At 75.5% G+C, this 22069-nt stretch carries 22 protein-coding genes, 1 tRNA gene and 2 pseudogenes; 12 read left to right on the top strand and 13 right to left on the bottom strand.

The window, feature by feature from the left end; genetic code table 11:
• Positions 1 to 173: 173 nt before the first annotated feature.
• From ISOVA_RS07205 to ISOVA_RS07185, 5 genes are all read right to left on the bottom strand, one after another.
• Complete coding sequence (locus tag ISOVA_RS07205; RefSeq protein ID WP_013838584.1) at positions 174 to 1511, bottom strand: M20/M25/M40 family metallo-hydrolase; 1338 nt, start codon at positions 1509 to 1511, stop codon at positions 174 to 176.
• The gene (locus tag ISOVA_RS07200; protein WP_143762080.1) at positions 1508 to 3607 is read right to left on the bottom strand and encodes a M3 family metallopeptidase; all 2100 of its coding nucleotides are present in this window, start codon (positions 3605 to 3607) and stop codon (positions 1508 to 1510) included. The genes ISOVA_RS07205 and ISOVA_RS07200 overlap by 4 nt, the downstream gene beginning before the upstream one ends.
• Positions 3595 to 3996, bottom strand: coding sequence for an ATP-binding cassette domain-containing protein (locus ISOVA_RS07195; protein ID WP_049788277.1), 402 nt, complete (start codon positions 3994 to 3996; stop codon positions 3595 to 3597). The genes ISOVA_RS07200 and ISOVA_RS07195 overlap by 13 nt, the downstream gene beginning before the upstream one ends.
• Before the next feature lie 189 nt (positions 3997 to 4185).
• Positions 4186 to 4782 (bottom strand): GNAT family N-acetyltransferase, encoded by a 597-nt coding sequence (locus ISOVA_RS07190; protein ID WP_041294805.1) that lies wholly within the window; start codon positions 4780 to 4782, stop codon positions 4186 to 4188.
• A 33-nt stretch (positions 4783 to 4815) separates the two neighbouring features.
• Complete coding sequence (locus ISOVA_RS07185) at positions 4816 to 6045, bottom strand: AI-2E family transporter (RefSeq protein ID WP_013838581.1); 1230 nt, start codon at positions 6043 to 6045, stop codon at positions 4816 to 4818.
• A 103-nt stretch (positions 6046 to 6148) separates the two neighbouring features.
• Between ISOVA_RS07185 and ISOVA_RS07180 the strand changes: the two genes are divergently transcribed.
• Positions 6149 to 6583, top strand: coding sequence for a hypothetical protein (locus ISOVA_RS07180; RefSeq protein ID WP_013838580.1), 435 nt, complete (start codon positions 6149 to 6151; stop codon positions 6581 to 6583).
• Positions 6584 to 6654: 71 nt separating this feature from the next.
• Here ISOVA_RS07180 and ISOVA_RS07175 read toward each other — a convergent pair.
• Positions 6655 to 6738 (bottom strand) — tRNA-Leu (locus ISOVA_RS07175).
• Between the two features lie 137 nt (positions 6739 to 6875).
• Between ISOVA_RS07175 and ISOVA_RS17630 the strand changes: the two are divergent.
• Positions 6876 to 7196, top strand: a pseudogene (locus ISOVA_RS17630) (trehalase-like domain-containing protein); the annotation flags it as partial.
• A gap of 44 nt (positions 7197 to 7240) precedes the next feature.
• On the opposite strand, the gene ISOVA_RS17625 reads toward ISOVA_RS17630, so the two are convergent.
• Positions 7241 to 7435 (bottom strand): hypothetical protein, encoded by a 195-nt coding sequence (locus tag ISOVA_RS17625; protein ID WP_391540503.1) that lies wholly within the window; start codon positions 7433 to 7435, stop codon positions 7241 to 7243.
• Here ISOVA_RS17625 and ISOVA_RS17620 point away from each other — a divergent pair.
• From ISOVA_RS17620 to ISOVA_RS07150, 6 genes and pseudogenes are all read left to right on the top strand, one after another.
• Positions 7350 to 8165: pseudogene (locus tag ISOVA_RS17620) on the top strand (glycoside hydrolase family 15 protein); the annotation flags it as partial. The gene ISOVA_RS17625 and the pseudogene ISOVA_RS17620 sit on opposite strands and share 86 nt — an antisense overlap.
• A gap of 14 nt (positions 8166 to 8179) precedes the next feature.
• The gene (locus ISOVA_RS17615) at positions 8180 to 8476 is read left to right on the top strand and encodes a glycoside hydrolase family 15 protein (protein WP_391540504.1); all 297 of its coding nucleotides are present in this window, start codon (positions 8180 to 8182) and stop codon (positions 8474 to 8476) included.
• Positions 8470 to 9525 (top strand): glucose 1-dehydrogenase, encoded by a 1056-nt coding sequence (locus ISOVA_RS07165; protein WP_233275966.1) that lies wholly within the window; start codon positions 8470 to 8472, stop codon positions 9523 to 9525. Before ISOVA_RS17615 ends, ISOVA_RS07165 begins: the two co-directional genes overlap by 7 nt.
• A 79-nt stretch (positions 9526 to 9604) precedes the next feature.
• Positions 9605 to 10441 (top strand): metal-dependent hydrolase, encoded by an 837-nt coding sequence (locus ISOVA_RS07160; protein ID WP_013838578.1) that lies wholly within the window; start codon positions 9605 to 9607, stop codon positions 10439 to 10441.
• A gap of 54 nt (positions 10442 to 10495) precedes the next feature.
• The gene (locus tag ISOVA_RS07155; RefSeq protein ID WP_013838577.1) at positions 10496 to 11053 is read left to right on the top strand and encodes a DUF6529 family protein; all 558 of its coding nucleotides are present in this window, start codon (positions 10496 to 10498) and stop codon (positions 11051 to 11053) included.
• Positions 11050 to 11295: a hypothetical protein gene (locus ISOVA_RS07150; protein WP_013838576.1), complete on the top strand. Its 246-nt coding sequence runs from the start codon at positions 11050 to 11052 to the stop codon at positions 11293 to 11295. Before ISOVA_RS07155 ends, ISOVA_RS07150 begins: the two co-directional genes overlap by 4 nt.
• Here the strand turns inward: ISOVA_RS07150 and ISOVA_RS07145 are convergent.
• Complete coding sequence (locus ISOVA_RS07145; protein ID WP_013838575.1) at positions 11286 to 12200, bottom strand: MBL fold metallo-hydrolase; 915 nt, start codon at positions 12198 to 12200, stop codon at positions 11286 to 11288. The genes ISOVA_RS07150 and ISOVA_RS07145 overlap by 10 nt on opposite strands.
• 160 nt (positions 12201 to 12360) lie before the next feature.
• Here ISOVA_RS07145 and ISOVA_RS07140 point away from each other — a divergent pair, with 160 nt between their 5' ends.
• Both ISOVA_RS07140 and ISOVA_RS07135 read left to right on the top strand, forming a co-directional pair.
• Entirely contained in the window at positions 12361 to 13212 is an 852-nt protein-coding gene (locus ISOVA_RS07140; RefSeq protein ID WP_013838574.1) for a serine protein kinase RIO, read from the top strand.
• A 29-nt stretch (positions 13213 to 13241) separates the two neighbouring features.
• Complete coding sequence (locus ISOVA_RS07135; protein WP_013838573.1) at positions 13242 to 13643, top strand: hypothetical protein; 402 nt, start codon at positions 13242 to 13244, stop codon at positions 13641 to 13643.
• A gap of 1 nt (position 13644) precedes the next feature.
• On the opposite strand, the gene ISOVA_RS07130 is transcribed toward ISOVA_RS07135, so the two are convergent.
• A complete protein-coding gene (locus ISOVA_RS07130) occupies positions 13645 to 14223 on the bottom strand; it encodes a GNAT family N-acetyltransferase (protein ID WP_013838572.1) in 579 nt (192 codons plus the stop codon).
• A 79-nt stretch (positions 14224 to 14302) separates the two neighbouring features.
• Here ISOVA_RS07130 and ISOVA_RS07125 point away from each other — a divergent pair, with 79 nt between their 5' ends.
• The gene (locus tag ISOVA_RS07125; protein ID WP_013838571.1) at positions 14303 to 14947 is read left to right on the top strand and encodes an SRPBCC family protein; all 645 of its coding nucleotides are present in this window, start codon (positions 14303 to 14305) and stop codon (positions 14945 to 14947) included.
• Positions 14947 to 15345 carry an ArsR/SmtB family transcription factor gene (locus ISOVA_RS07120; protein WP_013838570.1) on the top strand — a complete coding sequence of 133 codons (399 nt, stop codon included), beginning with the start codon at positions 14947 to 14949 and terminating at the stop codon, positions 15343 to 15345. The genes ISOVA_RS07125 and ISOVA_RS07120 overlap by 1 nt, the downstream gene beginning before the upstream one ends.
• Here ISOVA_RS07120 and ISOVA_RS07115 read toward each other — a convergent pair.
• From ISOVA_RS07115 to ISOVA_RS07100, 4 genes are all read right to left on the bottom strand, one after another.
• Positions 15296 to 16378, bottom strand: a complete 1083-nt coding sequence (locus ISOVA_RS07115; RefSeq protein WP_041295239.1) for a glycerophosphodiester phosphodiesterase family protein — start codon at positions 16376 to 16378, stop codon at positions 15296 to 15298. The two genes, ISOVA_RS07120 and ISOVA_RS07115, sit on opposite strands and share 50 nt — an antisense overlap.
• Before the next feature lie 84 nt (positions 16379 to 16462).
• Positions 16463 to 19753: an error-prone DNA polymerase gene (locus ISOVA_RS07110; RefSeq protein ID WP_013838568.1), complete on the bottom strand. Its 3291-nt coding sequence runs from the start codon at positions 19751 to 19753 to the stop codon at positions 16463 to 16465.
• Positions 19746 to 21326 carry a DNA polymerase Y family protein gene (locus tag ISOVA_RS07105; RefSeq protein WP_013838567.1) on the bottom strand — a complete coding sequence of 527 codons (1581 nt, stop codon included), beginning with the start codon at positions 21324 to 21326 and terminating at the stop codon, positions 19746 to 19748. Before ISOVA_RS07105 ends, ISOVA_RS07110 begins: the two co-directional genes overlap by 8 nt.
• A complete protein-coding gene (locus tag ISOVA_RS07100) occupies positions 21326 to 22036 on the bottom strand; it encodes a hypothetical protein (RefSeq protein WP_013838566.1) in 711 nt (236 codons plus the stop codon). The genes ISOVA_RS07105 and ISOVA_RS07100 overlap by 1 nt, the downstream gene beginning before the upstream one ends.
• Positions 22037 to 22069: the final 33 nt, after the last annotated feature.

Raw genomic sequence — 22069 nt, 5'->3', positions numbered from 1 at the left:
TCGAGCGGGAGAACCCGCGGACGATGACGGCGGCGTCGCGCAGGTGCAGGCGCGCGGCGACGTCGTCGTTGGCGAGCTGCTCGGCTCGCCATGACACGGACCTCCTGAACGGGGAACGCCCCATCATGGGCGCCCGTCCGAGCCCTCGCGCGTCGGCGGTGGCTCCGGACCCGTCAGCAGGTCGCGAGCAGCCGGTCCAGGACGCGCGTGCCGAACCGCAGGGCGTCGGTCGGCACCCGCTCGTCCACGCCGTGGAACATGCCCGCGAAGTCGAGGTCGCCCGGCAGGCGCAGCGGCGCGAAGCCGTAGCCCGTGATGCCGAGCCGCGCGAGCGACTTGTTGTCGGTCCCGCCGGAGAGCGTGTACGGCAGCACGGTGGCGCCCGGGTCCTCGGCGTGGAGCGCGGCGACCATCGCGTCCACCAGGTCGCCCTCGAAGGGCACCTCGAGCGCGATGTCCTGGTGGATCGGCTCGACGCGCACGTCGGGCCCCGCGAGCTCGCGCAGCGTCGCCATGCCGTCCTCCTCGTGCCCGGGCAGGAGGCGCACGTCGACCGTGGCCTCGGCCCGGCCGGGGATGACGTTCGCCTTGTAGCCGGCGTCGAGCTGCGTCGGGTTCGACGTGTGGCGCACCGTGGCGCCGACGAAGTTCGCGACCGGACCGAGCGCCGCCACGAGGGCGTCGACGCTCGCCGGGTCCTCGGGGTCGAACGGGAGACCGGTGAGGTCGGCGACGCCGCGCAGGAGCCGGTCCACGGTCGGCGTGAGCGTGTACGGCCAGGCGTGCTGCCCGATGCGCGCGACCGCGGCGGCGAGCTGCACCACCGCGTTGTCGGCGTTGACCTGCGACCCGTGCCCCGCGCGGCCCTGGGCCACGAGCCGCAGCCACGCGAGGCCCTTCTCCGCGGTCTGCAGCAGGTAGGCCCGCCGTCCGCCGATCTCGACCGAGAACCCGCCGACCTCGCTGATCGCCTCGGTCGCGCCCTCGAACAGCTCGGGCCGGTTCCGCACGGCCCAGCCGGCCCCGTACGCGCCGCCCGCCTCCTCGTCGGCGAACATCGCCACGACGACGTCCCGCGCGGGCCGGCGCCCCTCGCGCACCATCTGGCGCACGACGGCGAGGATCATCGCGTCCATGTCCTTCATGTCGACGGCGCCGCGCCCCCAGAGGAGGCCGTCGATCTCCTCGCCCGAGAACGGGTCGACCGACCAGTCCGCCGCGGCGGCGGGCACCACGTCGAGGTGGCCGTGGAGCACGAGCGCGGGCCGCGACGGGTCCGTCCCCTCGAGGCGCGTGACGACCGACGCGCGGCCCGGCTCCGACTCGAAGAGCACGGGTTCGAGCCCGACCTCGGCAAGGAGCTCGGCGACGTACTCGGCCGCCTTGCGCTCACCCGGGCCGTCGTTCCCGCCGAAGTTCGACGTGTCGATCCGCAGGAGGTCCTGGCAGATGCCGACCACCTCGTCCTCGGCGGTCGGGAACGGGCGGGCGGCGTCGTCGGTGGTGGTCACGCCCCCACCGTACCCAGGCCGCGACGCGCCAGGAGCGGCGCGATGTCGGCGTCCCGGCCGCGCAGGTCGCGGAACGAGTCCAGCGGGTCCTGCGACCCGCCGCGGGCGAGCAGCCGACGCCGGAACGTCTCGCCGTTGGCGCGCGTGAGGCCGCCGTTCTCGCGGTACCACTCGACGGTGTCGGCGTCGAGCACCTCGGACCAGATGTACGAGTAGTACCCGGCCGAGTAGCCGGAGCCCCAGACGTGGTTGAAGTACGTGGTGCGGTAGCGCGGCGGCACGGGCGCGTAGTCGACCCCCGCCTCGGCGAGCGCCTTGGCCTCGAAGGCGAGGACGTCGTCGACCGACGTCGGGACGTCCTCGGGTGCGAGCTGGTGCCAGGCCTGGTCGAGCAGCGCGGCCGCCAGGTACTCGGTCGTCGAGAAGCCCTCGTTGAACTGCCGCGAGGCGAGCATCGTGTCGATCCACTCGGTCGGCATCGGCTCGCCCGTGACGTGGTGGACGGCGTACGAGCGCAGGATCTCGGGGTCCCACGCCCACATCTCGTTGACCTGCGACGGGTACTCGACGAAGTCGCGCGGCACCGCGGTGCCCGACTGCGACGGGTACCGCACGTCGGAGAGCAGGCCGTGCAGGGCGTGCCCGAACTCGTGGAACAGCGTGATGACCTGGTCCCACAGCAGCAGGGTCGGCTCGCCGGCCGGCGGCTTGACGATGTTGAGGTTGTTCACCACCACCGGCCGCTGCCCGAGCAGGCGGTTCTGGTCGACGAGGTTGTTCATCCACGCCCCGCCGCGCTTGGACGGTCGCGTGTACCAGTCGGCGAGGAACAGGCCGAGGCCCTGGTCGGGCTCGCCCGGCTCCGGCGAGTCGAAGACCTCGAAGACCCGGACGTCGGGGTGGTAGCCGACGAGGTCGGTCCGCTCGGCGAACGACAGCCCGTACAGCCGGTGCGCGGCCTCGAAGACGCCGTCACGCACGACGCGCTCGAGCTCGAGGTACGGGCGCAGCAGCGCGTCGTCGAGCGCGTACCGCTCCTTGCGGACCGCCTCGGACAGGTGGGCCCAGTCGGACGCCCGCAGCTCGGCGTCGGGCACGGTCCGGCGCAGCAGCGCCTCGAGCTCGGCTCCCTCGGCGCGGGCGTTCGCGACGGCGGCGGGCGCGAGCCGCGCCAGCATCGCGTTGACCGCCTCGGTGGTGCCCGCCGTGGCGTCCTCGGCCACGTACGCGGCGTGGTGCTCGTAGCCCAGCAGGCGCGCCCGCTCCGCGCGCAGCCGCGCGATCTCGAGCAGCGTCGCCCGGGTGTCGTTCTCGTCGCCGTGGGTGCCGCGCGACTCGCTCGCGCGCTGGACGCGCTCCCGGACGTCCCGGCGGGCCAGCGAGCCGACGACGTCCTGCTGCGTCGGCAGCTGCAGGTCGAGGAGCCAGGCGCCCTCGTGCCCGCGCTCGGCGGCCGACGCCGCCGCGGCGGCGATCGCGTCCTCGGGCAGGCCCTCGAGCTCGGCGACGTCGGTCACGAGCACGGCCGACGCCTTCTCCCCCGCGAGCAGCTTGCGCCCGAAGACCGCCTCGAGCTCGGTGATCCGGCCGTTGAGCCGGCGCAGCTCGGCCTGGCGGTCGGCGTCGAGCCCGACGCCGGCGCGGCGGAAGTCCTTGAGCAGCGTGCGCAGCAGCCACGCGGTGTCGGGCTCGAGCGAGAGCTCGCCCGCCTCGGCGGCGTCCGCGAGCGCGCGGACGCGCGCGTGGAGCCGCGCGTCCATGTAGATCGCGTCGCGGTGCGCGGCGAGCTCGGGCGACAGGCGCTCGTAGACGTCCTCCAGCCCCGGCGTCGCGTCGGCGCTGACCTGGTTGAAGAACGCGTGCAGCGCCCGGCTCAGCAGCCGGCCCGAGCGCTCGAGCGCGTCGAGCGTGTTCTCGACCGTCGGGGGCTCGGGGTCCGTGGCGATCGCCTCGACCTCGCGCCGCTGCTCGGCCATGCCGGCCCGGACGGCCGGCTCGTAGTGCTCCTCGCGGATCGCGGCGTAGTCCGGGAGCTCGTACGGCAGGGAGGACGGTGCGGCGAACGGGTTGCTGGCGTCGAGGGTCATGGGGCCCATCCAACCGCATCGACGCGCTCGAGCCGCCCCGGCTCGGCCAGCCGCAGCTCGACGTCGATCCCGAGCCGGTCGAGGAACGCCCGGTCGTGGCTCACCACGAGCAGGCCGCCGCGGTAGGCGCCGAGGGCCTCGACGAGCCGGTCGACGCTGGCGACGTCGAGGCTGTTCGTCGGCTCGTCGAGCACGAGCAGCCGGGCCGGCGGGTCGGCCAGCAGGAGCCGGGCGAGGGTGACGCGGAACCGCTCCCCGCCCGACAGCGTGGCCACCCGGCGGTCGACCTGGTCTCCGCGCACGCGGAAGCGGGCGAGACGGTCGCGCAGCTCGGCCGGCGGCACGTGCGGTGCGCCCGCTCGGACGGCCTCGAGGACGGTCGCGCGGTCGTCGAGCACGTCGAGGCGGTGTTCTCCCGCGCCCGCACGCCGAGCAGGTGCTCCGGCGCGAGCGACGCCAGCGGATCGAGGACGATCTCCCGGCCGTCGGCACAGCGCAGCGCGGCGAGCCGGCGTCCCGCGGGCACGTCCGGGTCGGGCAGGTCGACCACGATGCGGTCGTCGTCGCGCGGCGGCAAGGCCTTTTTCTCAGCCGGCCGCCGCGGCCGGCCACGGCTCGGACGGCTCGCGTGGGTCCTCCGGCAGCAGCGAGCCCACCCACGCGTCGCGGCGCGCGCCGCGCTGGAGCGCCCAGCGCCGCAGCGTGCCCTCGAACCGGAAGCCGAGCTTCCAGGCCACGCGCCGCGAGGCCCAGTTGCCGACGTACGCCGACCAGTGCGCGCGGACGAGGCCGAGCCCCTCGGGGTCGAGCGCCCAGTCGACGACGAGCCGGGCCGCCTCGGTCGTCAGCCCCCGGCCGCGCGCGGCGGGCGCGGCCCAGTAGCCGAGCTCGCCGACACGCTCGACGCCCTCGGCGCCCTCGCACGTCATGCCGACCATGCCGAGCACCGGGCCGTCCGTGTCCCCGGGGTCGCGGACGGCCCAGGTGAAGCTCGTCCCGGTCGCCCAGCCGTCGACGACCATGCCGGTGACGAAGCCCTCGGCGTCGGCCCGCGTGTAGGGCGACGGGACGGTCGTCCACTCCGCGATCGCCGGGTCGGTGCAGATCTCGGCGACGACGTCGACGTCGCGCTCCGTCGGGACGGACAGACGGACTCGGTCGGTGGCGAGGACGAAGGGCTCCATACCGCGCATCGTGTCATGCGCGGCACGGCCGCCTCAGGGTTTTTGCTCCTCCTCGGGAGCGCGGACGACGTCGTCGTCGTCGGGCCGTCGCGGGTCGGCCTGCTCCGGCCGCAGGAGCGGGCCTAGCGGGACGGGCACGAGCAGGTTGCCGCGCAGCGTGGAGAACACCGTCCACGCGACCGCGACGAGGGGCACCGCGATGATCGCGCCGAGGATGCCCGCGAGCACCGTGCCCGACAGCACCGACAGCGCCACGACGACGGGGTGCAGCGAGACCTGCTTGCCCATGATGAGCGGCTGCAGGACGTGGCCCTCGAGCTGGCCGATGAGCGCGATGCCGATCGTCACGACCAGCGCGGTCACGAAGCCCTGCGCCGCGAGCGCGACGACGGCCGCGATGATCATCGCCAGGGGCGCGCCGATGAGCGGGATGAACGCACCGATGAACACGAGCACGGCCAGGGGTGCCGCGAGCGGCACGCCGAGGATCGACAGCAGCACGAACGCGAGGAAGCCGTCGGCGAACGCGATGATCACCGTGCCGCGCGCGAAGCCCGAGAAGGTGTACCAGCCGGCCGCCGCGGCGTCGTGCCACCGGGCCCGGTGGGCGAGCGGGAGCTGCCCGAGGAACCAGCGCCACATCTGCCCGCCGGAGTTCACGAAGAACACGGTGAGGAAGATCGCGAGCGCGACGACCATGAAGCCCTCGACGACCGAGCCGGCGCTCTGCGCCGCCTGGCTGAGCAGGTCCTCGGCGTTGTCGGCGACCCACGCGCGACCCTGGTCGACCCACTCGTCGATCTGGTCGAGCGTCACGGTGAGGCCGAACGGCCCGTCCTCGAGCACGTCGAGGATCTGCCGCACGCCGGTGTCGAACTCGCCCGCCAGGCGCTCCCACTGGCCCGCGACGGACGCGACGACGTACGTGAGCAGGCCGCCGAACAGCAGGACGCCCGACAGCAGGGCCAGCGCGGTCGCGAGCGGGCGCGGCATGACCTTCGCGTACCAGTCGGTGACCGGCCGCAGCACGGACGTCAGGACGAGCGCGAGGAACACCGCGACGAAGACGATGCGGACCTGGGCGGTCGCGTAGAACACGAGCGCGACACCTGCGACGACGGCGATGAGCCGCCACGACCAGCCGGCGGAGGTACGGAGCCACGCGGGTACGTTCTCGCGCACGCCCTCGGCCACACGCCCACCTCCTGCTCGTCCGGTCTGCCCAGTGTGCCCCACGCCGGCGGACCCGGCAGGCGACGCCACCGTGCCGGGTGAATTCTGCCCGCGCGCGATGACACGGACGGGTGCCGGGGGCACCCTCGGAGAGGCGGTACGACGGCGTGCCGCGCAACCGAAGGGAGCAGACATGTTCGGTCGCAACGTGCGACGCGCGAGCGGTGCGGTGGTCCTGTCGGCGGGCCTCGTCCTCGCCTCCGCGGCGGGGGCCCTGGCCCACGAGTGCTTCAACCCCAACCGGTCGGCCGCCGGCAACGCCGCCGCCGGGTCGCACTCGCAGGCGTGGTTCACGCTCGAGGTCGCCGACGCGGTGCAGGGGGACGTCGAGAACGGGGTCCTCACGCCCGAGCAGGCCGAGTGCGTCCTCGCGGCGTACGAGGAGACCGGCGCGCCGTCGTCGTTCACCCTGAAGGTCAAGGGCAGCAACGGCCAGGGCGGGGTCGTCGCCTCCAACAACCCGCACGACGCGAAGGCGGGCGACGGGCGGGGCATCGACGAGGTCTTCGCGGCCTACGGCGAGGAGATCCTCGGCAGCTACGAGGCCTGCGGCGCCAGCCCGTTCTGACGAGAGCACGGGAACGTCGAAGGCCCCCGAGCCAGGAGCTCGGGGGCCTTCGACGTCGCTGTCTCAACGAGTGTCCGGAGGGGGACTTGAACCCCCACGCCCTATACGGGCACTAGCACCTCAAGCTAGCGCGTCTGCCATTCCGCCACCCGGACAGGTGGACCTTCCCGGCGCCCTGCGCCGTTCCGGTGCGGGGAAAAACATAGCACGATCCGGGCCCGCCCCCGCAAACCGCCCGAGCCCGACGGCGGCTCCCCGGGCGGGTGCGCTGGGCCCGTCCTAGCGTGACGACGTGGCACAGCGCATCGAGGACTACGGCCTCGTGGGCGACCTGCAGACCGCCGGGCTCGTGGGGCGCGACGGCTCGCTCGACTGGCTGTGCCTGCCCGACTTCGACTCCCCCGCCTGCTTCGCGGCCCTGCTCGGTGACGAACGTCACGGGTCCTGGGCGCTCGCGCCGGCGAGGGGCGGTCCGTGCACCACCCGCCGCTACCGTCCGGACACCCTCGTGCTCGAGTCCGAGTGGGAGACGCCCGAGGGGCGCGTCCGGGTGATCGACCTCATGCCGCCGCGCGGCGAGGCCCCCGACGTCGTGCGCGTCGTCGAGGGGCTGAGCGGGCGCGTGCCGATGACGACGACGCTGCGCCTGCGGTTCGACTACGGCAGCGTGGTCCCCTGGCTCACCCGCACCGGCATCGTGCGCAACGCCCCGCCGAGCACGCTCACGGCCGTCGCCGGGCCCGACGCCGTGAGCATCGACGCCCCGGTGCCCGTGGAGGTCGACACCGGGGCGGGGACCGTGCACGCCCGGTTCGAGGTCGCGGCGGGCGAGCGCGTCCCGTTCGTCGTCACCTACCACCGCTCGTACCTCCCCGAGCCCGACCCGATCGACCCCGAGGCCGCGGTCGCCGACACGGAGGACTTCTGGCGGTCGTGGGCGGCGCAGACCACCTACGACGGCGGCTGGCAGGAGGCGGTGCGGCGCTCGCTCGTCACGCTCAAGGCACTGACCTACGCGCCGACGGGTGCGATCGCGGCCGCCGCGACGACGTCGCTGCCCGAGGAGATCGGCGGCAGCCGCAACTGGGACTACCGGTTCTGCTGGCTCCGGGACGCGGCGTTCACGCTCGTCGCGCTCCTGGGCACGGGGCACGTCGCCGAGGCCGGCGAGTGGCGCGAGTGGCTGCTGCGCGCCGTCGCCGGCGACCCGGCCGACCTGCAGATCATGTACGCGCTCGACGGGCGCCGTCGCATCCCCGAGCGCACGCTCACCGGGCTGCCCGGGTACGTGGGCAGCGTACCGGTGCGGATCGGCAACGGCGCGGCCGGGCAGTTCCAGCTCGACGTGTGGGGCGAGGCGCTCGACGCCCTCGACGTCGCACGTCGCTCGGGCCTCGCGGTCGACGAGGACGCGTGGCGCCTGCAGCACGCGCTCACGGACTTCCTCGAGGGCCACTGGAAGGACCCGGACAACAGCCTGTGGGAGGTGCGCGGCCCGCGACGCCCGTTCGTGCACTCCCGGGTCATGGCGTGGGCGGGCGTGGACCGGATGGTCCGGACGGTCGAGGACTTCGGGCTCGAGGGCCCCGTGGACCGGTGGCGCCGGCTGCGCGAGACCATCCGCGCCGACGTCCTCGAGAGGGCACGTTCCTCATCTGCAGCTTCTGGCTCGTCGATGCGCTGCACGGCATCGGCCGCCACGACGAGGCCGTGGCGCTGTTCGAGCGGCTGCTCGGCCTGCGCAACGACCTCGGCCTGCTGGCCGAGGAGTACGACGTCACGTCGGGACGCCAGCTCGGCAACGTGCCGCAGGCGTTCAGCCACGTGGGGCTCGTCAACTCGGCGCGCATCCTCGGCGGCGCCCCGGCAGAACGACCCCAGGAGGCATGGTGAGAGCACTGACCGTCGTCCCCGGGCAGGCGGGCTCGCTCGCCGTCACGGACGTGCCCGACGTGGAGGCCGGACCGGGCGAGCTGCTGGTCGACGGCCTCGCCGTCGGCATCTGCGGCACGGACGCCGAGATCGCCGCCGGCGAGTACGGGTCGGCGCCGCCGGGCCGCGAGCGCCTGGTCCTCGGTCACGAGTCCCTGGGCCGCGTCGCCCGGGCACCCGCGGGCTCGGGCTTCGCACCCGGCGACCTCGTGGTCGGCGTCGTGCGCCGGCCCGACCCGGTGCCGTGCGGTGCGTGCGCGCGCGGCGAGTGGGACATGTGCCGCAACGGGCGGTACACCGAGCACGGCATCAAGGACGTCGACGGCTTCGCGAGCGAGCGCTGGGTGATCGAGGCCGACCGGGCCGTGCGCCTCGACCCGGCGCTCGCCGACGTCGGCATGCTGCTCGAGCCGACCTCGGTGGTCGCCAAGGCGTGGGAGCAGGTCGACGCGGTCGGCGGGCGGGCCTGGTTCGAGCCGCGCACCGCGCTCGTCACGGGCGCGGGCCCCATCGGCCTGCTCGCCGCGCTCATCGGCGTCCAGCGCGGCCTGGACGTGCACGTGCTCGACCGCCACGCCGAGGGGCGCAAGCCCGACCTGGTGGGCGCCCTGGGCGCGACGTACCACACGGAGGACCTCGCCACCGTCTCGGACGCGGTGCAGCCGGAGGTGCTGATCGAGGCCACGGGCGCGCCGCCCGTGATCACCGCCGCGCTCACGGCCACGCGGCCGTACGGCGTCACGGTCCTGACGGGCGTGACGACGCCGGGCCGGACGGTCCCGCTCGACGTGGGTGCGGCGAACCGGGAGATCGTGCTCGAGAACGACGCGATCGTCGGCTCCGTCAACGCCAACATGGGCCACTACGAGGCGGCCGCCGACGTCCTGGCGCGCGCCGACCTCGACTGGCTCCGCGGGCTCGTGACGCGCCGGCTCCCGCTCGAGCGCGCGCTCGAGGCCTTCGACGACGGGTCCGACGACGTCAAGGTGGTCGTGGAGCTGTCGGCCTGACGTCGGCGGGGCCGTGTAGCGTTCCCCCTCGCCAGGACCAATCGGTCAAGGGTGAGGATCGGGACAGGAGCTCGGCGCCATGATGGGTGGCCACCACGCCGCGTCGGGGGCGGCGGCATGGGTCGCGGTGACCTCGACGACGCCGATCGCGTTCGGCTGGTACCCCGTCTCCGAGGTCGGCGTCATGACCGGCGCGCTCGTGTGCGCCGGCGCCGCGCTGCTGCCCGACGCCGACCACCACCGCGGCACGATCGCGCACTCGCTGCCGCCCGTGTCGGAGGGCGTGACGCGCCTCGTGGCGAGCGTCTCCGGCGGCCACCGCGGGGCGACCCACTCGATCCTCGGCGTGGCGGCGTTCACCGCGATCGCCTGGGTCACGAGCCTCCTGACGATCCGCACCGAGACGTTCGGGGACGTCCTCGTCGGCCCGGGCGTGATGGCGGTGCTGCTCATCGCGTTCGCGCTGCGCGCCCTGCGCCTCACGCGCAAGGGCCGGTGGTGGTCGTGGACGACGTCGCTGAGCCTCGCGGCGCTCGTGGCGGTCTTCGCGCCCGAGGAGTGGTACTGGATGCCGTTCTGCGTCGGCCTGGGGTGCGCCGTGCACGTGCTCGGCGACCTGGTCACGACGCGCGGCGTCCCGCTGCTGTGGCCCGTCCGGGTCCGCTCGCCGCGCTGGGTGCGCCGGTACCCCGTGCTGCCGTTCGACGACGTGTGGCGCGCGGGCGGCAACGTGTCGCTGCCGGTGCTCGGTGACGCGGGGTCGTGGCGTGAGTGGGTCGTCATGACCCCCGTGAGCCTCTACGCGGTCGTCGGGGTCACGTGGGCCGCGCTCGACCAGATGGGCTTCGACACCGCGAGCGTGTGGGACGCCGTCGTCGCGTGGACGCGCACCTGGACGGGCGCCGCCGGATCCTGACCGCGCCGTCGCGCCCCGCTGGACAGCCCTCGCACCGACCGGCACTGTGATCCCATGGCCGAGACCGCGGCTCGGGGTGCGTCGTGGCGCTGGGCGCTCGCGGCGGCGACCGCCGCGGGCGTCGCGGTCGCGGGCGCGCTCGGCGCGTACGCCGACGCCCACCCCGGCGACGGCGCTCCCCTGCTGACGCTGTGGTTCTCGAGCATGATCGAGATGAAGTCGTGGCTCGCCACGGGCGCCGCCGCGCTGCTCGTCGTCCAGCTCGGGTCGGCGCTCGCGATGTACGGGCGGCTTCCCGGGGTGCGCCGCGTCCCGGGGTGGGTGGGCATGCTGCACCGGTGGAGCGGCGTGGCCGCGTTCGGCCTGACCCTCCCGGTCGCGTTCGCGTGCGTCTGGTCGATCGGGTTCGAGGACGAGCCGGGGCGCGTGCTGGTCCACTCCGTCGCGGGGTGCCTGTTCTACGGCGTGTTCACGGTCAAGATGCTCGCGCTGCGCGTCCGCGGCCTGCCGGCCTGGGTGCTGCCGGTGCTCGGCGGGCTCGTCCTCGCGCTCCTCGCGCTCGTGTGGTCGACGTCGGCGCTGTGGTTCTTCACCTCGGGGGTGTCGTCGTGAGCGAGCCCACGCGCCGGGCCGTGCTCGAGGGCGTCGGCGTCGCGGTCGTCGCGGCCGTCGGCGGGTTCGCGTGGTTCTCCGCCGTCGGGCCGCCGAGCGAGGACGAGCGCGAGGAGCAGGAGGACGAGCAGGACGAGCTCGAGGACCGGCTCGAGGACGAGCAGGACGAGCTCGAGGACCGGCTCGACGACCTGCAGGACGAGCTCGAGGACCGGCAGGACGAGAGCGAGGCTCACCCGTGAGGTCGTTCTGGCAGCGCCTGCCCACGCTCGTGCTGATCGCCCTGGCCGCCGCCACGGCCGGAGCGATGCTCGCCGCCCTCCGCTGAGCCGCCGCGTGCGCGGGCCGCGACCCGGACCGCGCGCTCGTGCTCCTCGAGCATGCCGGGGTCGGCGAGACGCGGGTCGTCGACGGGGCGCCCGGCGAGCACGGCGTCGAGGTAGCGCCGGTCGGCGTCGAGCCGCTCGGCCGGCGACCATGCCCCCGGCACCGACGACGGCGTCCCGTGTCCCGGCACGACCACCCGTGCGCGGGCGACCCACGGCGCGAGCCGGTCGAGCCCGTCCCCGTAGGCGGCCAGGTCGGCGGCGGTCTCCGAGGTGTCGAACGGCAGCGGCGTCTCGACGTCGCTGAGCATGTCGCCCGCGACGAGCACGCCGGCGGCGGGGAGCCAGAGCGCGGTGTGGCCGGGCGCGTGGGCGTCGTGCACGACCAGCACCGTCTCGGGCAGGACGCCGGCCGGGTCCGGCACGTGGTCGGAGGGCGACGCGACGACGCCGCCGAACAGCTCGAGCACGTCCGCCGGGTACGCCGCGTCGGCCGTGAGCTCCGCCAGGAGCGCCCGTCGGCGCGCCCGCGCCGCCGCGACCGTCGCGGGCGACGCCCACCGCGGCGCCTCGCCGTAGCGCGGGTGCCACAGCAGGTGGTCGTGGTGCGCGTGCGTCGCGAGCCCAGCGACCACCTCGACCTCCCGCGCGTCGAGCTCGTCGGCGATCGCGGCCAGCTCGTCGGCCTCCCACGCGGGGTCGACCAGGAGCGCCGGGCGGAGCCCCCGGCCGGCGGCGCGCCCGAGGATGAGCGTCGTCGTCGTGCGCATGCGCCGGCTCGTGCGCACCAGGACGCCGTCGGCCACGGGGAGGAAGGCCATGAGCGCACCGTACCGACGAATAATCGCTGGACCGCGACCTGGCCGCAGGGGCAAGGTCGGCACGACGACGCACCACCGGGGTGCGCCCGTGCAGGAAGGAGGGCCGAGCCATGGACCGTCTCGCGATGCCCGCCCGTCCCCCTCACCCGAGGAGCCTTCCGTGCACCCGCACACCGATCACGTCCTCCCACCTGCGGAGCCCGTCGACCTGACCGAGCCCGGCCCCGACCAGCGCTGGTCCACCTGGACCACGGTCGCCAAGGGCCAGCGCGGCCCCGAGCCGCGTCCCGGCTGGGTCGTCACGTCCGCTGCCGCGCTCGACACCGAGCTCGGCATCCTCAAGACCGGCAAGGAGGCCGACGTCTTCCTCGTCGAGCGCGCCGTGCCGGGCGACCCCGACCAGGTGTCGCTGCTCGCCGCCAAGCGGTACCGCGGCCGCGAGCACCGGCAGTTCCACCGCGACGGCGAGTACACCGACGGCCGCCGCGTGCGCCGCACGCGCGACCAGCGCGCGATCGAGGACCGCAAGTCCTCGTGGGGGCGCGCGGTCGCCGCCACGCAGTGGGCCGACGCCGAGTTCGGCGCCCTGTGCGCCCTCTGGGACGCCGGCGCCCCGGTCCCCTACCCCGTCCAGATCGACGGGACCGAGCTCCTCATGGAGTTCGTCGGGACGGTCGACGACGACGGGGTGCCCGTCGCCGCTCCCCGGCTCGCCCGGGCACGGCCCGACGCCGCGACGCTCGCCGGGTGGTTCGACCAGGTGCGCGACGCCATGGGCGTCCTGGCGCGCCTCGGCTGGGCGCACGGCGACCTGTCGCCGTACAACGTCCTCGCGCACGGCGACCGGGTCGTCGTCATCGACCTGCCGCAGGTGGTCGACCTCGTCGCGAACCCGTTCGGCGCGGAGCTGCTGCACCGCGACTGCCGGACCATGGCCGCCTGGTTCGCCGGCCGGGGTCTCGACGTCGACGCCGACGAGCTCTTCGCCGACGTCTACGCCCAGGCGTGGTGACGCGGCGGGGACGGTCCTACGGTGGGCAGATGGCCACGCTGCCGACGGACGGGTACGACCGCGACGCTCTCCGGGCGTTCCTCGTGGACTACGGGCTCGCGCTCGGGGCGGGCGACCTCGAGGCGCTCGCCGACCGGTTCGACCTCCCCGCGCTGCTCACGCTGCCCGAGAGGTCGGTCGTGCTCACGGGACCGGAGCAGGTGCACGACCTGCTCCGCGAGCGCCTCGCGGGCCACCGCGAGCGCGAGCTGGTCGCGGTCGTGCCCGAGCTCGGGGACGTCGAGGAGGTCGGCTGGGCACTGCTGTGGGTCGACGTCCGCTGGAGCTACCGCGACGAGTACGCGGCCGAGGGCGCGAGCGAGCACGTGCGGTACCTGCTGCGGCGCGGGCGCGGGACGTTCGAGGTCTGCGTCGTCGCACCGGTCGCGTGACTCACGCGGGATCGAGCTCGCGCCGTAGCACCCAGCGCGGGAGACGCCCGCTCGTGGCGGACGTCATGGCGACCCGCTCGAACCCGGCCTGCTCGAACAGCCCGACCGTCCCCACGAACGCGGCGCTCACGGGCACGCGGCGGCCGGGATCCGGCTCGACGGGGTACCCCTCGATCACGCGGGCCCCGTGGGCCCGCGCGTACTCGACCGCGCCCTCGAGCAGCGCGCGGGCCACGCCCCGACGGCGGTACCCGGGGCGGACGGTGAAGCACATGACGGCCCACGTGGTGGGCCAGCTCTCGGGGTCGCCGGGAGGCAGGACGCGCGAGCGCTGGAGCATGCGGCTGGCGGACTTGGGGGCCAGCCCCAGCCACCCGGCGACCGTGTCGCCGTCGTAGGCGAGCAGGCCCGGGGCCGGGTCCCTCGCGGCGAGCTCGCGCAGGTAGTCCTCCCGGCGCGACGCGTCCTCCTTCGGCGGCAGCCGCCAGTGCATGCACCAGCACGCCTGCTCGCGCCCCGTGGGGTTGAGCACGGTCGCGACGTCGTCGAACCGGTCGGCGGTGGCGGGCTCGATCCGCATGCCTCCGAGACTACGAGCCCCTTCCGACACGGCGGGGACCGTGGTTGAATATAAGCACCCACTTATGAAGGAGCCGACCATGAGCATCACGATCGATCCCGCCGCCACCGCTCGTCTCGTGGTGCGCGAGGTCCGCAGCGGCGAGCGCGACGGCGCGCCGACCAAGGTCGCCGTGGCACGCCGCACGTACGCGGCGGAGCGCGACGACGTCTGGGACGCCGTCACGTCGCCCGAGCGCCTCCCCCGCTGGTTCGCCCCCGTCAGCGGGGACCTGTCGGAGGGCGGCCGCTACCAGGTCGAGGGCAACGCGGGCGGCGTCGTCGAGACGTGCGAGGCGCCCGAGCGGTTCGCCGTCACGTGGGAGTTCGGCGGCACCCTCTCGTGGCTCGAGGTGCGCCTCACCGAGTCCGACGGCGGCACGACGCTCGAGCTCGTGCACGAGTCCCCGGTCGAGCCCGAGTTCGCCGAGCGGTTCGGGCCCGGCGCGGTCGGCGTCGGCTGGGACCTCGCCCTCATGGGCCTCGGGCTGCACCTCGAGACCGACCAGGCCGTCGACCCCGCGGAGGGCGAGGCGTGGACGCTGTCGCCCGACGGCGTCGAGTTCGTCCGGCACGCCAGCACCGGCTGGGCCGAGGCGGCGATCGCCGACGGCGACGACCCCGAGGCCGCCCGCGCCGCCGCGCGGAACACCCTCGCCTTCTACACGACGCCGCCCGACGCCTGATGAGCGCCCCGGCACGGGTGTTCGAGGCGCTCGGCGACCCCGTCCGGCGCCGGGTCCTCGAGCTGCTGCACGCCGCGGGCGAGCAGCCGGCCGGCGCGCTCGTGGCGGCGCTGCAGGCCGAGGCCCGCCTCTCGCAGCCCGCGGTGTCCCAGCACCTGCGGGTCCTGCGCGAGGCGGGCCTGGTCCGGGTCCGGCCCGAGGGGACGCGGCGGCTCTACGCCGTCGACGACGCGGGCGTCGACGCGGCCCGGGCATGGCTCGACCGGTTCGCCGACACGTTCGCCCAGCCGCTCGACGCGCTCGAGACCGAGCTGGCGCGCGGCCGCCGCGAGCGCCGTCGGGAGGGCGTCAGCCGACGTGCCGGTGCTGCGGCTCCCGGTAGGGCTTCGGGAGCTTGAGGTGCCGCTCCGCCATGATGGCGCGGAGCACGTCCGGCCGGTCGGTGATGATCCCGTCGACGCCGAGGTCCATGAGGTGCTCGATCGTCGCGCGGTCGTCGATGGTCCACGGGACGACCTTCATCCCGGCGGCGTGCGCCGCGTCGACGAGCTCCTGGGTCGTGAAGGGCACGTAGCCGGGGTCGTCGATGCTGCCGTTCTGAGGGTCGCCGTGGACCGGCGAGACCGCGTCCGCCCCGAACGACGCGGCCGCGGCCACGAACCTCTCCTGCAGTGAGCCCGGGAAGTCGTCGATGTCGATGCCGCCGAGCCACGGCGAGGCGCCCGCCTGCCCGGCCTGGAGGAACTGCTGGCCGTTGGTCAGCGCCACGATCGGCAGGCGGGGCTCGACCTCGCGCACCCGCATGAGCGCGCCCCAGTCGAAGCTCTGGATCGTGACCTGGTCGACGAGGCGGGCGGCGCGCACGTCGCGCACGACGGCCTGGACGAACTCCTCGCGCGGCGCGGTCTGCCACGGGGCGCCCGCCTCGATCTTGGTCTCGACGTTGAGCGTGACCTGGTGCGCCCGGTAATCGTTCACGAGCTCGAGCACCTCGGACAGCAGCGGCATGGGCTCGCCCGGGTGCACCTCCTGGCCCGGGAACTGCGGCTGGGCCAGCGAGCCGCAGTCGATCGTGCGGACCTGCGCGAGCGTGAGGTCCTTGATGTAGGTCGCGCCCGGGACGTACGGGAACTCGGGGTCGCCCGGGAAGGCGGGCGCGGTGTCGACGCACTTGGCCGGGTTCGGGTCCCGGTCGTGCGTCACGACGGCGTACCCGTCCTCGGTGATCTGGACGTCGAGCTCGAGCGTCGAGACGCCCAGCTCGAGGGCGTTGGCGAACGCGGGCAGCGTGTTCTCGACCGTGAGGGCGACGCCGCCCCGGTGGGCCTGGAGGTCGAACTCGCGATCCGACCCGGCGGCGACGGCGGGGGCTGCGCCCGCGCACACGAGGGTGAGGGCCAGCGTGGTGGCGAGGGTGCGACGTGTGTCCATGCCCCCGAGCGTGGTCACCGCGCGTTGCGGCACGCTGCACCGGCGGCGACGCCGCGGTGACCGGCGCGTGAACTCGCGCCGCCGTCAGCGGAAGTCCCGCGAGCGGGTCGGCACCGGCAGCCGCAGCGGCGCGAGGTGCTCCGCGAGCAGGTTGACGGCGCCGTCGGCCCGCTCGACCTGGCCCCGCACGACCATGGCGGGCGCGCCGCGCGCGACCGTGCGGAAGCGCCGCCACAGGCCGGGCGTGCAGATGACGTTGAGCAGGCCGGTCTCGTCCTCGAGCGACAGGAACGTCACGCCGCCCGCGGTGCCGGGGCGCTGGCGGTGCGTGACGACGCCGCCCACGGCGACGCGCCGGCCGGGCTCCGTGGCGCCGACCTGGGCCACGGTGAGCACGCCCGCGCGCTCGAGCCCGTCGCGCAGGTGCTCGAGCGGCGACGACGAGTCGGGCGTGATGCCCGTGGCCCACGCGTCGGCGACGTCGACCTCGAGCCCGGTCATGCCCGGCAGCACCGGCGCGGCCACGCCGACGCTCACGCCCTCGAGCGTGTCCGGGCCTTCCTGCCCGAGCGCGCCCGCGGCCCAGAGCCCCTCGCGCCGCGTGACGCCGAGGCTCTCGAGCGCGCCGGCGGTCGCGAGCGCCTCGAGCTGGGCCGTGCTGAGGTCGACGCGACGCACGAGGTCGCGCAGGTCGCGGAACTGCCCGTGCGCCTCGCGCTCGGCGACCATGGCCTCGGCGAGGTCCTTGCCGAGGCCCCGCACCCCGCTCAGCCCGAGCCGGACGGCGAGCGTGAGGTCGGGCTCGGGCCCGAACGCGGGGTCGACGCTCACGGAGACCTCCGGCCGGACCGGGGTGGCGCCGTCGGGCAGCCGCTCGACGCCCGCGAGCGCCCGCGAGGCGCCCACGTCGGGGCGCAGCACGGTCACGCCGTGCCGGCGGGCGTCCGCCGCGAGCGACTGCGGCGAGTAGAAGCCCATGGGCTGCGCGGCGAGCAGCCCCGCGTAGAACGGGGCGGGGTGGTGCACCTTGAGCCACGAGCTCGCGTAGACGAGGAACGCGAACGAGTACGCGTGCGACTCGGGGAAGCCGAAGTCGGCGAACGCCTTGAGCTTGTCGTAGATCTCGTCCTGCACCTCGGGCGGCACGCCGCGCTCGGTCATGCCCTCCGTGAGGCGCCCGCGCAGCGCCTCCATGCGCTCGTGCGAGCGCTTGGAGCCCATCGCGCGGCGCAGCTGGTCGGACTCGGCGGGCGAGAAGCCCGCGACGTCGATCGCCATCTGCATGAGCTGCTCCTGGAACAGCGGCACGCCGAGCGTCCGCCTCAGGGAGGGCTCGAGCAGCGGGTGCAGGTACGTCACGGGCGCCCGGCCGCGCGCCCGGTCGATGTACGGGTGCACGGACCCGCCCTGGATGGGGCCGGGCCGGATGAGCGCGACCTCGATGACGATGTCGTAGAAGTTCTTCGGCTGCAGCCGCGGCAGGGTCGCCATCTGCGCGCGGGACTCGACCTGGAACACCCCGACCGTGTCCGCGGCGCACAGCAGCTCGTAGACCGCGGGGTCGTCGTCGGGCAGGCCGTGCAGCTCGAGTCGCTCGCCGGTGTGCTCCTGGATCGCCTCGAACGCGTAGCGGATCGCGGTGAGCATGCCGAGCCCGAGCAGGTCGAACTTCACCAGGCCCGCGTCGGCGCAGTCGTCCTTGTCCCACTGGAGCACCGTGCGGCCCTCCATGCGGGCCCACTCGACCGGGCACACCTCGATCACGGGGCGGTCGCACATGACCATGCCGCCCGAGTGGATGCCCAGGTGCCGCGGCAGGCGCAGCATGCGCTCGGCGAGGTCGAGCACCTGGTCGGGGATCTCGCCCTCCTCGGCCGCCGACGCCGGTGCACGGGCGGGCACGACGTCGTGCGCGTCGTCGGCCCGGCCCGCGGGATCGGGGCCGCGCAGCGACCCCCACCGCTCGATCGACTTGGACCACGCGTCCTGCTGCCCGACGTCGTACCCGAGCGCGCGGGCGGCGTCGCGCACCGCCGAGCGCGGCCGGTAGGAGATGACGTTGGCGACCTGCGCGGCGTGCGTCCGGCCGAACGTGGCGTAGACGTGCTGGATGACCTCCTCGCGCCGCACCGACTCGATGTCGACGTCGATGTCGGGCGGGCCGTCGCGCTCGGGCGCGAGGAACCGCTCGAAGAGCAGCCCGTGCTTGACGGCGTCGACGGCGGTGATGCCGAGCGCGTAGCAGACCGCGGAGTTCGCCGCGCTCCCCCGACCCTGGCACAGGATGCCGTTGACGCGGCAGAACTCGACGAGGTCGTAGACGACGAGGAAGTAGCCGGGGAAGCCGAGCTTCTCGATGACCCGCAGCTCGTGCTCGATCTGCTTCCACGCACCGGGCACGCGCTCGGACTCCCGAGGCCCGTACCGCTCGACGGCCCCGCGGCGCACGAGCTCGCGCAGCCACGACGCCTCGTCGTGGCCGTCCGGCACCGGGTACGGGGGCAGCTGCGGCGCGACGAGGTCGAGGTCGAACGCGCACTCGGCCGCCAGGTCGGCCGCCGTCGGCACCGCCTCGGGGTGGCGCCGGTGCAGCGCGAGCATCTCGTCCGCCGAGCGCAGGTGCGCCGTCGGGCCGCCGGGGAGCCAGCCGTCCATCGCGTCGAGCGACGAGCGGGCCCGCACGGCCGCGAGCGCCCCGGCGAGGTCGGCGTCGCGCGGCCGTGCGTAGTGCGCGTTGGTCGTCGCGACCAGGGGCAGGCGTGCGGCGCGGGCGAGGTCGGCGAGCGCGTCGTGCAGGTCGGCGTCGCGCGGGTCGCCCGTGGCGGTGAGCTCGACGGCGACGTTGTCGCGCCCGAAGACGCCGACGAGCCGGTCGAGCTCGCGGCGGGCGGCGTCCGGGCCGTGGTCGGTCAGCGCGCGGCGCACGGTGCCCTTGCGGCAGCCGGTGAGCACGAGCCACTGCCCGCCCGCCTCCTCGCCGAGGGCCTCGAGGCGGTAGCGGGCCTTGCCCTTGACGCCCGCGTCGAGGTGGGCCGTGGCGATCGCGCGCGAGAGGTTGCGGTAGCCCTGGGCGCCGCGCGCGAGGACGAGCAGGTGGGTCGAGCGCGGGTCGGGCACGCCCGTGGGCGCGTCGAGCACGGGCGGCCCGCCGGGGACGGGCGCCTCGAGGTGCAGCTCGGCCCCGAACACGGTCGGCAGCCCCACGGCCTTGGCGGCCTGGGAGAACCGCACGACCCCGTACAGGCCGTCGTGGTCGGTGACCGCGAGCGCCTCGAGCCCCAGGCGCGCGGCCTCGGCGGCGAGCTCCTCGGGGTGCGAGGCGCCGTCGAGGAAGCTGAACGCCGAGTGCGCGTGCAGCTCGGCGTACCTAGTCATACAGCGCCTCCACCTGCCAGCGCCCGCCGGCCTGGGCGAGCAGGAGTCCGCGTCCGTCGTCGAGCACGGTCTGCAGGTAGACGCGGCGAGGGCCGCCGCACCACCACCGCTCGGCGAGCGGCCACGGCCCGGCCCAGCCGGCGACCTTCTGCTCGTCCTCGTGCTCGCCGTCGCCCCAGCGCACGAGCACGGGCTCGCCGCTCGTGGCGAGGCGCACGTCGACGACGACGTCGCGCCCGGCGACGTCGAGCACGCGCGCGGGCACGGGCTCGGGCAGCAGGGTCGCGGGCGCGGGGCTCGGCAGCGAGCCGGGCCACGGCAGGTCCGGGTCGCGCTCGGGCGCGGCCTCCTCGCCGAACGGCACGAGCTGCACGCGGTCGCGCGCGTCGCGTCCGCCCTGGAGCCGGACGGTGAGGACGGCGTCGCCGCCGAGCAGGCCCTGCACCCGGCCCAGCGCCCGCCGGGCGCGGGCGTCCTCGCCGGCGTCGGGGCCCCACAGGCGCGGCTGGTGCACGCCCGCGGGCGCGACCTCCTCGGCGGCGAGCGCGAGCCGCACGACCGGTGCGACGACCGGCACGTCCCGGCCGGGCGCCGCGGTGAGCCACCCCTCGAGCTGCCACCGCACGCGGTCGGTGATCCGGGCGGCGCTCATGCCGCCCGCGGCGGCGTCGTCGGTGCGCCACACGCGCTCGAGCTCGCGCTCGGCGGTGTGCGCGGTGATGCGCAGGCGCCCGCACGCCAGGCCGCGCGCGGCGAGCAGGGCGTGCAGCTCCTCGGCGAGGCGTCGCGCGGCGAACGTGGCGACGTCGACCCGCAGCGCGGGCGGGTCGAGCTCCTCGGCGACGGCGAGGTCGGGCTCGATCCGGCGCCGCGCGGGCGGGCGCAAGTCCTCCCCGCGGGCCAGGCGGTGCGCCCAGGTCCCGAGCTCGCCGAACCGCGCGCCGACGCTCTCGGACGGCAGCGCCGCGAGGTCGCCCAGCGTGCGCAGGCCGAGGCGCCACCACAGGCTCACCGCCTCCTGGACGGCCGCCGCGGTGACGGCGTCGGTCGCGGCGTGCACGAGCTCGCCCACGGGCCGCTCAGCGAGGAACGCGCGCGAGCCGCCGGCCGGCACGACGGCGTCGGACCGCGCCGCGAGCACCGCGGCGAGCAGGCCGTCGGCGACCCCGACCTGGCACTCGTGGCCCGTGCGCGCGGCGACCGCCCCGACGAGCGCCTCGGCGAGCGCGCGCTCCGAGCCGTGGTAGCGGGCCGCGCCGTCGCGGGGCAGCAGCAGCATGCCGGGGCGGGCGACCTCGAGCCCGGCGACGACCGTCTCGGCCGCGAGGGCCACGGGCTCGAACTCGCGCGCGTCGCGGGCGTCGTCGGCCTCGAGCAGCACGAGCTCGGGGCAGCGCTCCTGCGCCTGACGGCGGCGCATGCCGCGGCGCACGCCCTGCGAGCGCGCGACGGCGGACACCGCGACCGTCGCGCCCGCGGCCATGACCGCGGCGGGCACGTGCGCGTCGAGGCCCGCGACGGCGAGCGCCGCGACCACGGGCCAGTCCGGGACCCACACGACCGCGGTGCGCATCAGGCCACCACCCGCAGGTGCGGTCCGGTCTCGGAGCCGACCTCCGACGTCGGCGCCGGCGGCTCGACGACGGTGGGCACCTCGACGTCGATCTCCACGGGGCGCGCGGCGGCGCCGCGGCCCGTGCGCAGGACGCTCAGCGTCCGCCGGCGCAGCCAGCCCGCGCCCGCGTCGACGCCCGCCCACGACCCGCCGCGGGCGTCGAGCGTCACGTGCGCGCCCGGCCAGGCGGTGGTCGAGGCCAGGAGGGCACCGCGCTCGCGCGCGCGGGCCGCGAGGCGCCGGCGGTCGGCGTCGGTCAGCGCCGCGCGCGGGCCGGTGACCACGACGTCCATGCCGTCCAGCAGCGCCGCGACGACGGCGGGCGCGTCCGGGCCGGGGCGCGGCACGAGCGCGGTCCGCTCGAGCACGACCCCGACGTCGGCGGCCGCGAGCATGCCCACCGCGGGCGCCCCGACGAACGCGACCCACGCACCCTCCTGCGACGGCGCGGCGAGCAGCGCGAGCAGCAGCGACGTCGAGCCGCGCACGGCGAGCGTGCCGCCGCCGCGCAGCACGCCCCCGGGCAGCAGCCGGGACAGCGCGGGGTGCACGGGCCACGCGCGTCCGTCGGCGGGCAGGCCCGCGGTACGCTGCTCCGCCTCGCGCAGCGCGGCCAGCGCGTGCGCGTGACGCGCACCGGCCTCGTGCTCCGGGACGACGACGGTCACGCAGCCTCCTCCCGGGTCTTCCACGTTCGAACA

The organism is Isoptericola variabilis 225, assembly GCF_000215105.1.
GTDB lineage: Bacteria > Actinomycetota > Actinomycetes > Actinomycetales > Cellulomonadaceae > Isoptericola > Isoptericola variabilis_A.
The sequence above is the reverse complement of the archived record's forward strand: the minus strand, read 5'-3'. Positions and strand labels throughout refer to the sequence as shown.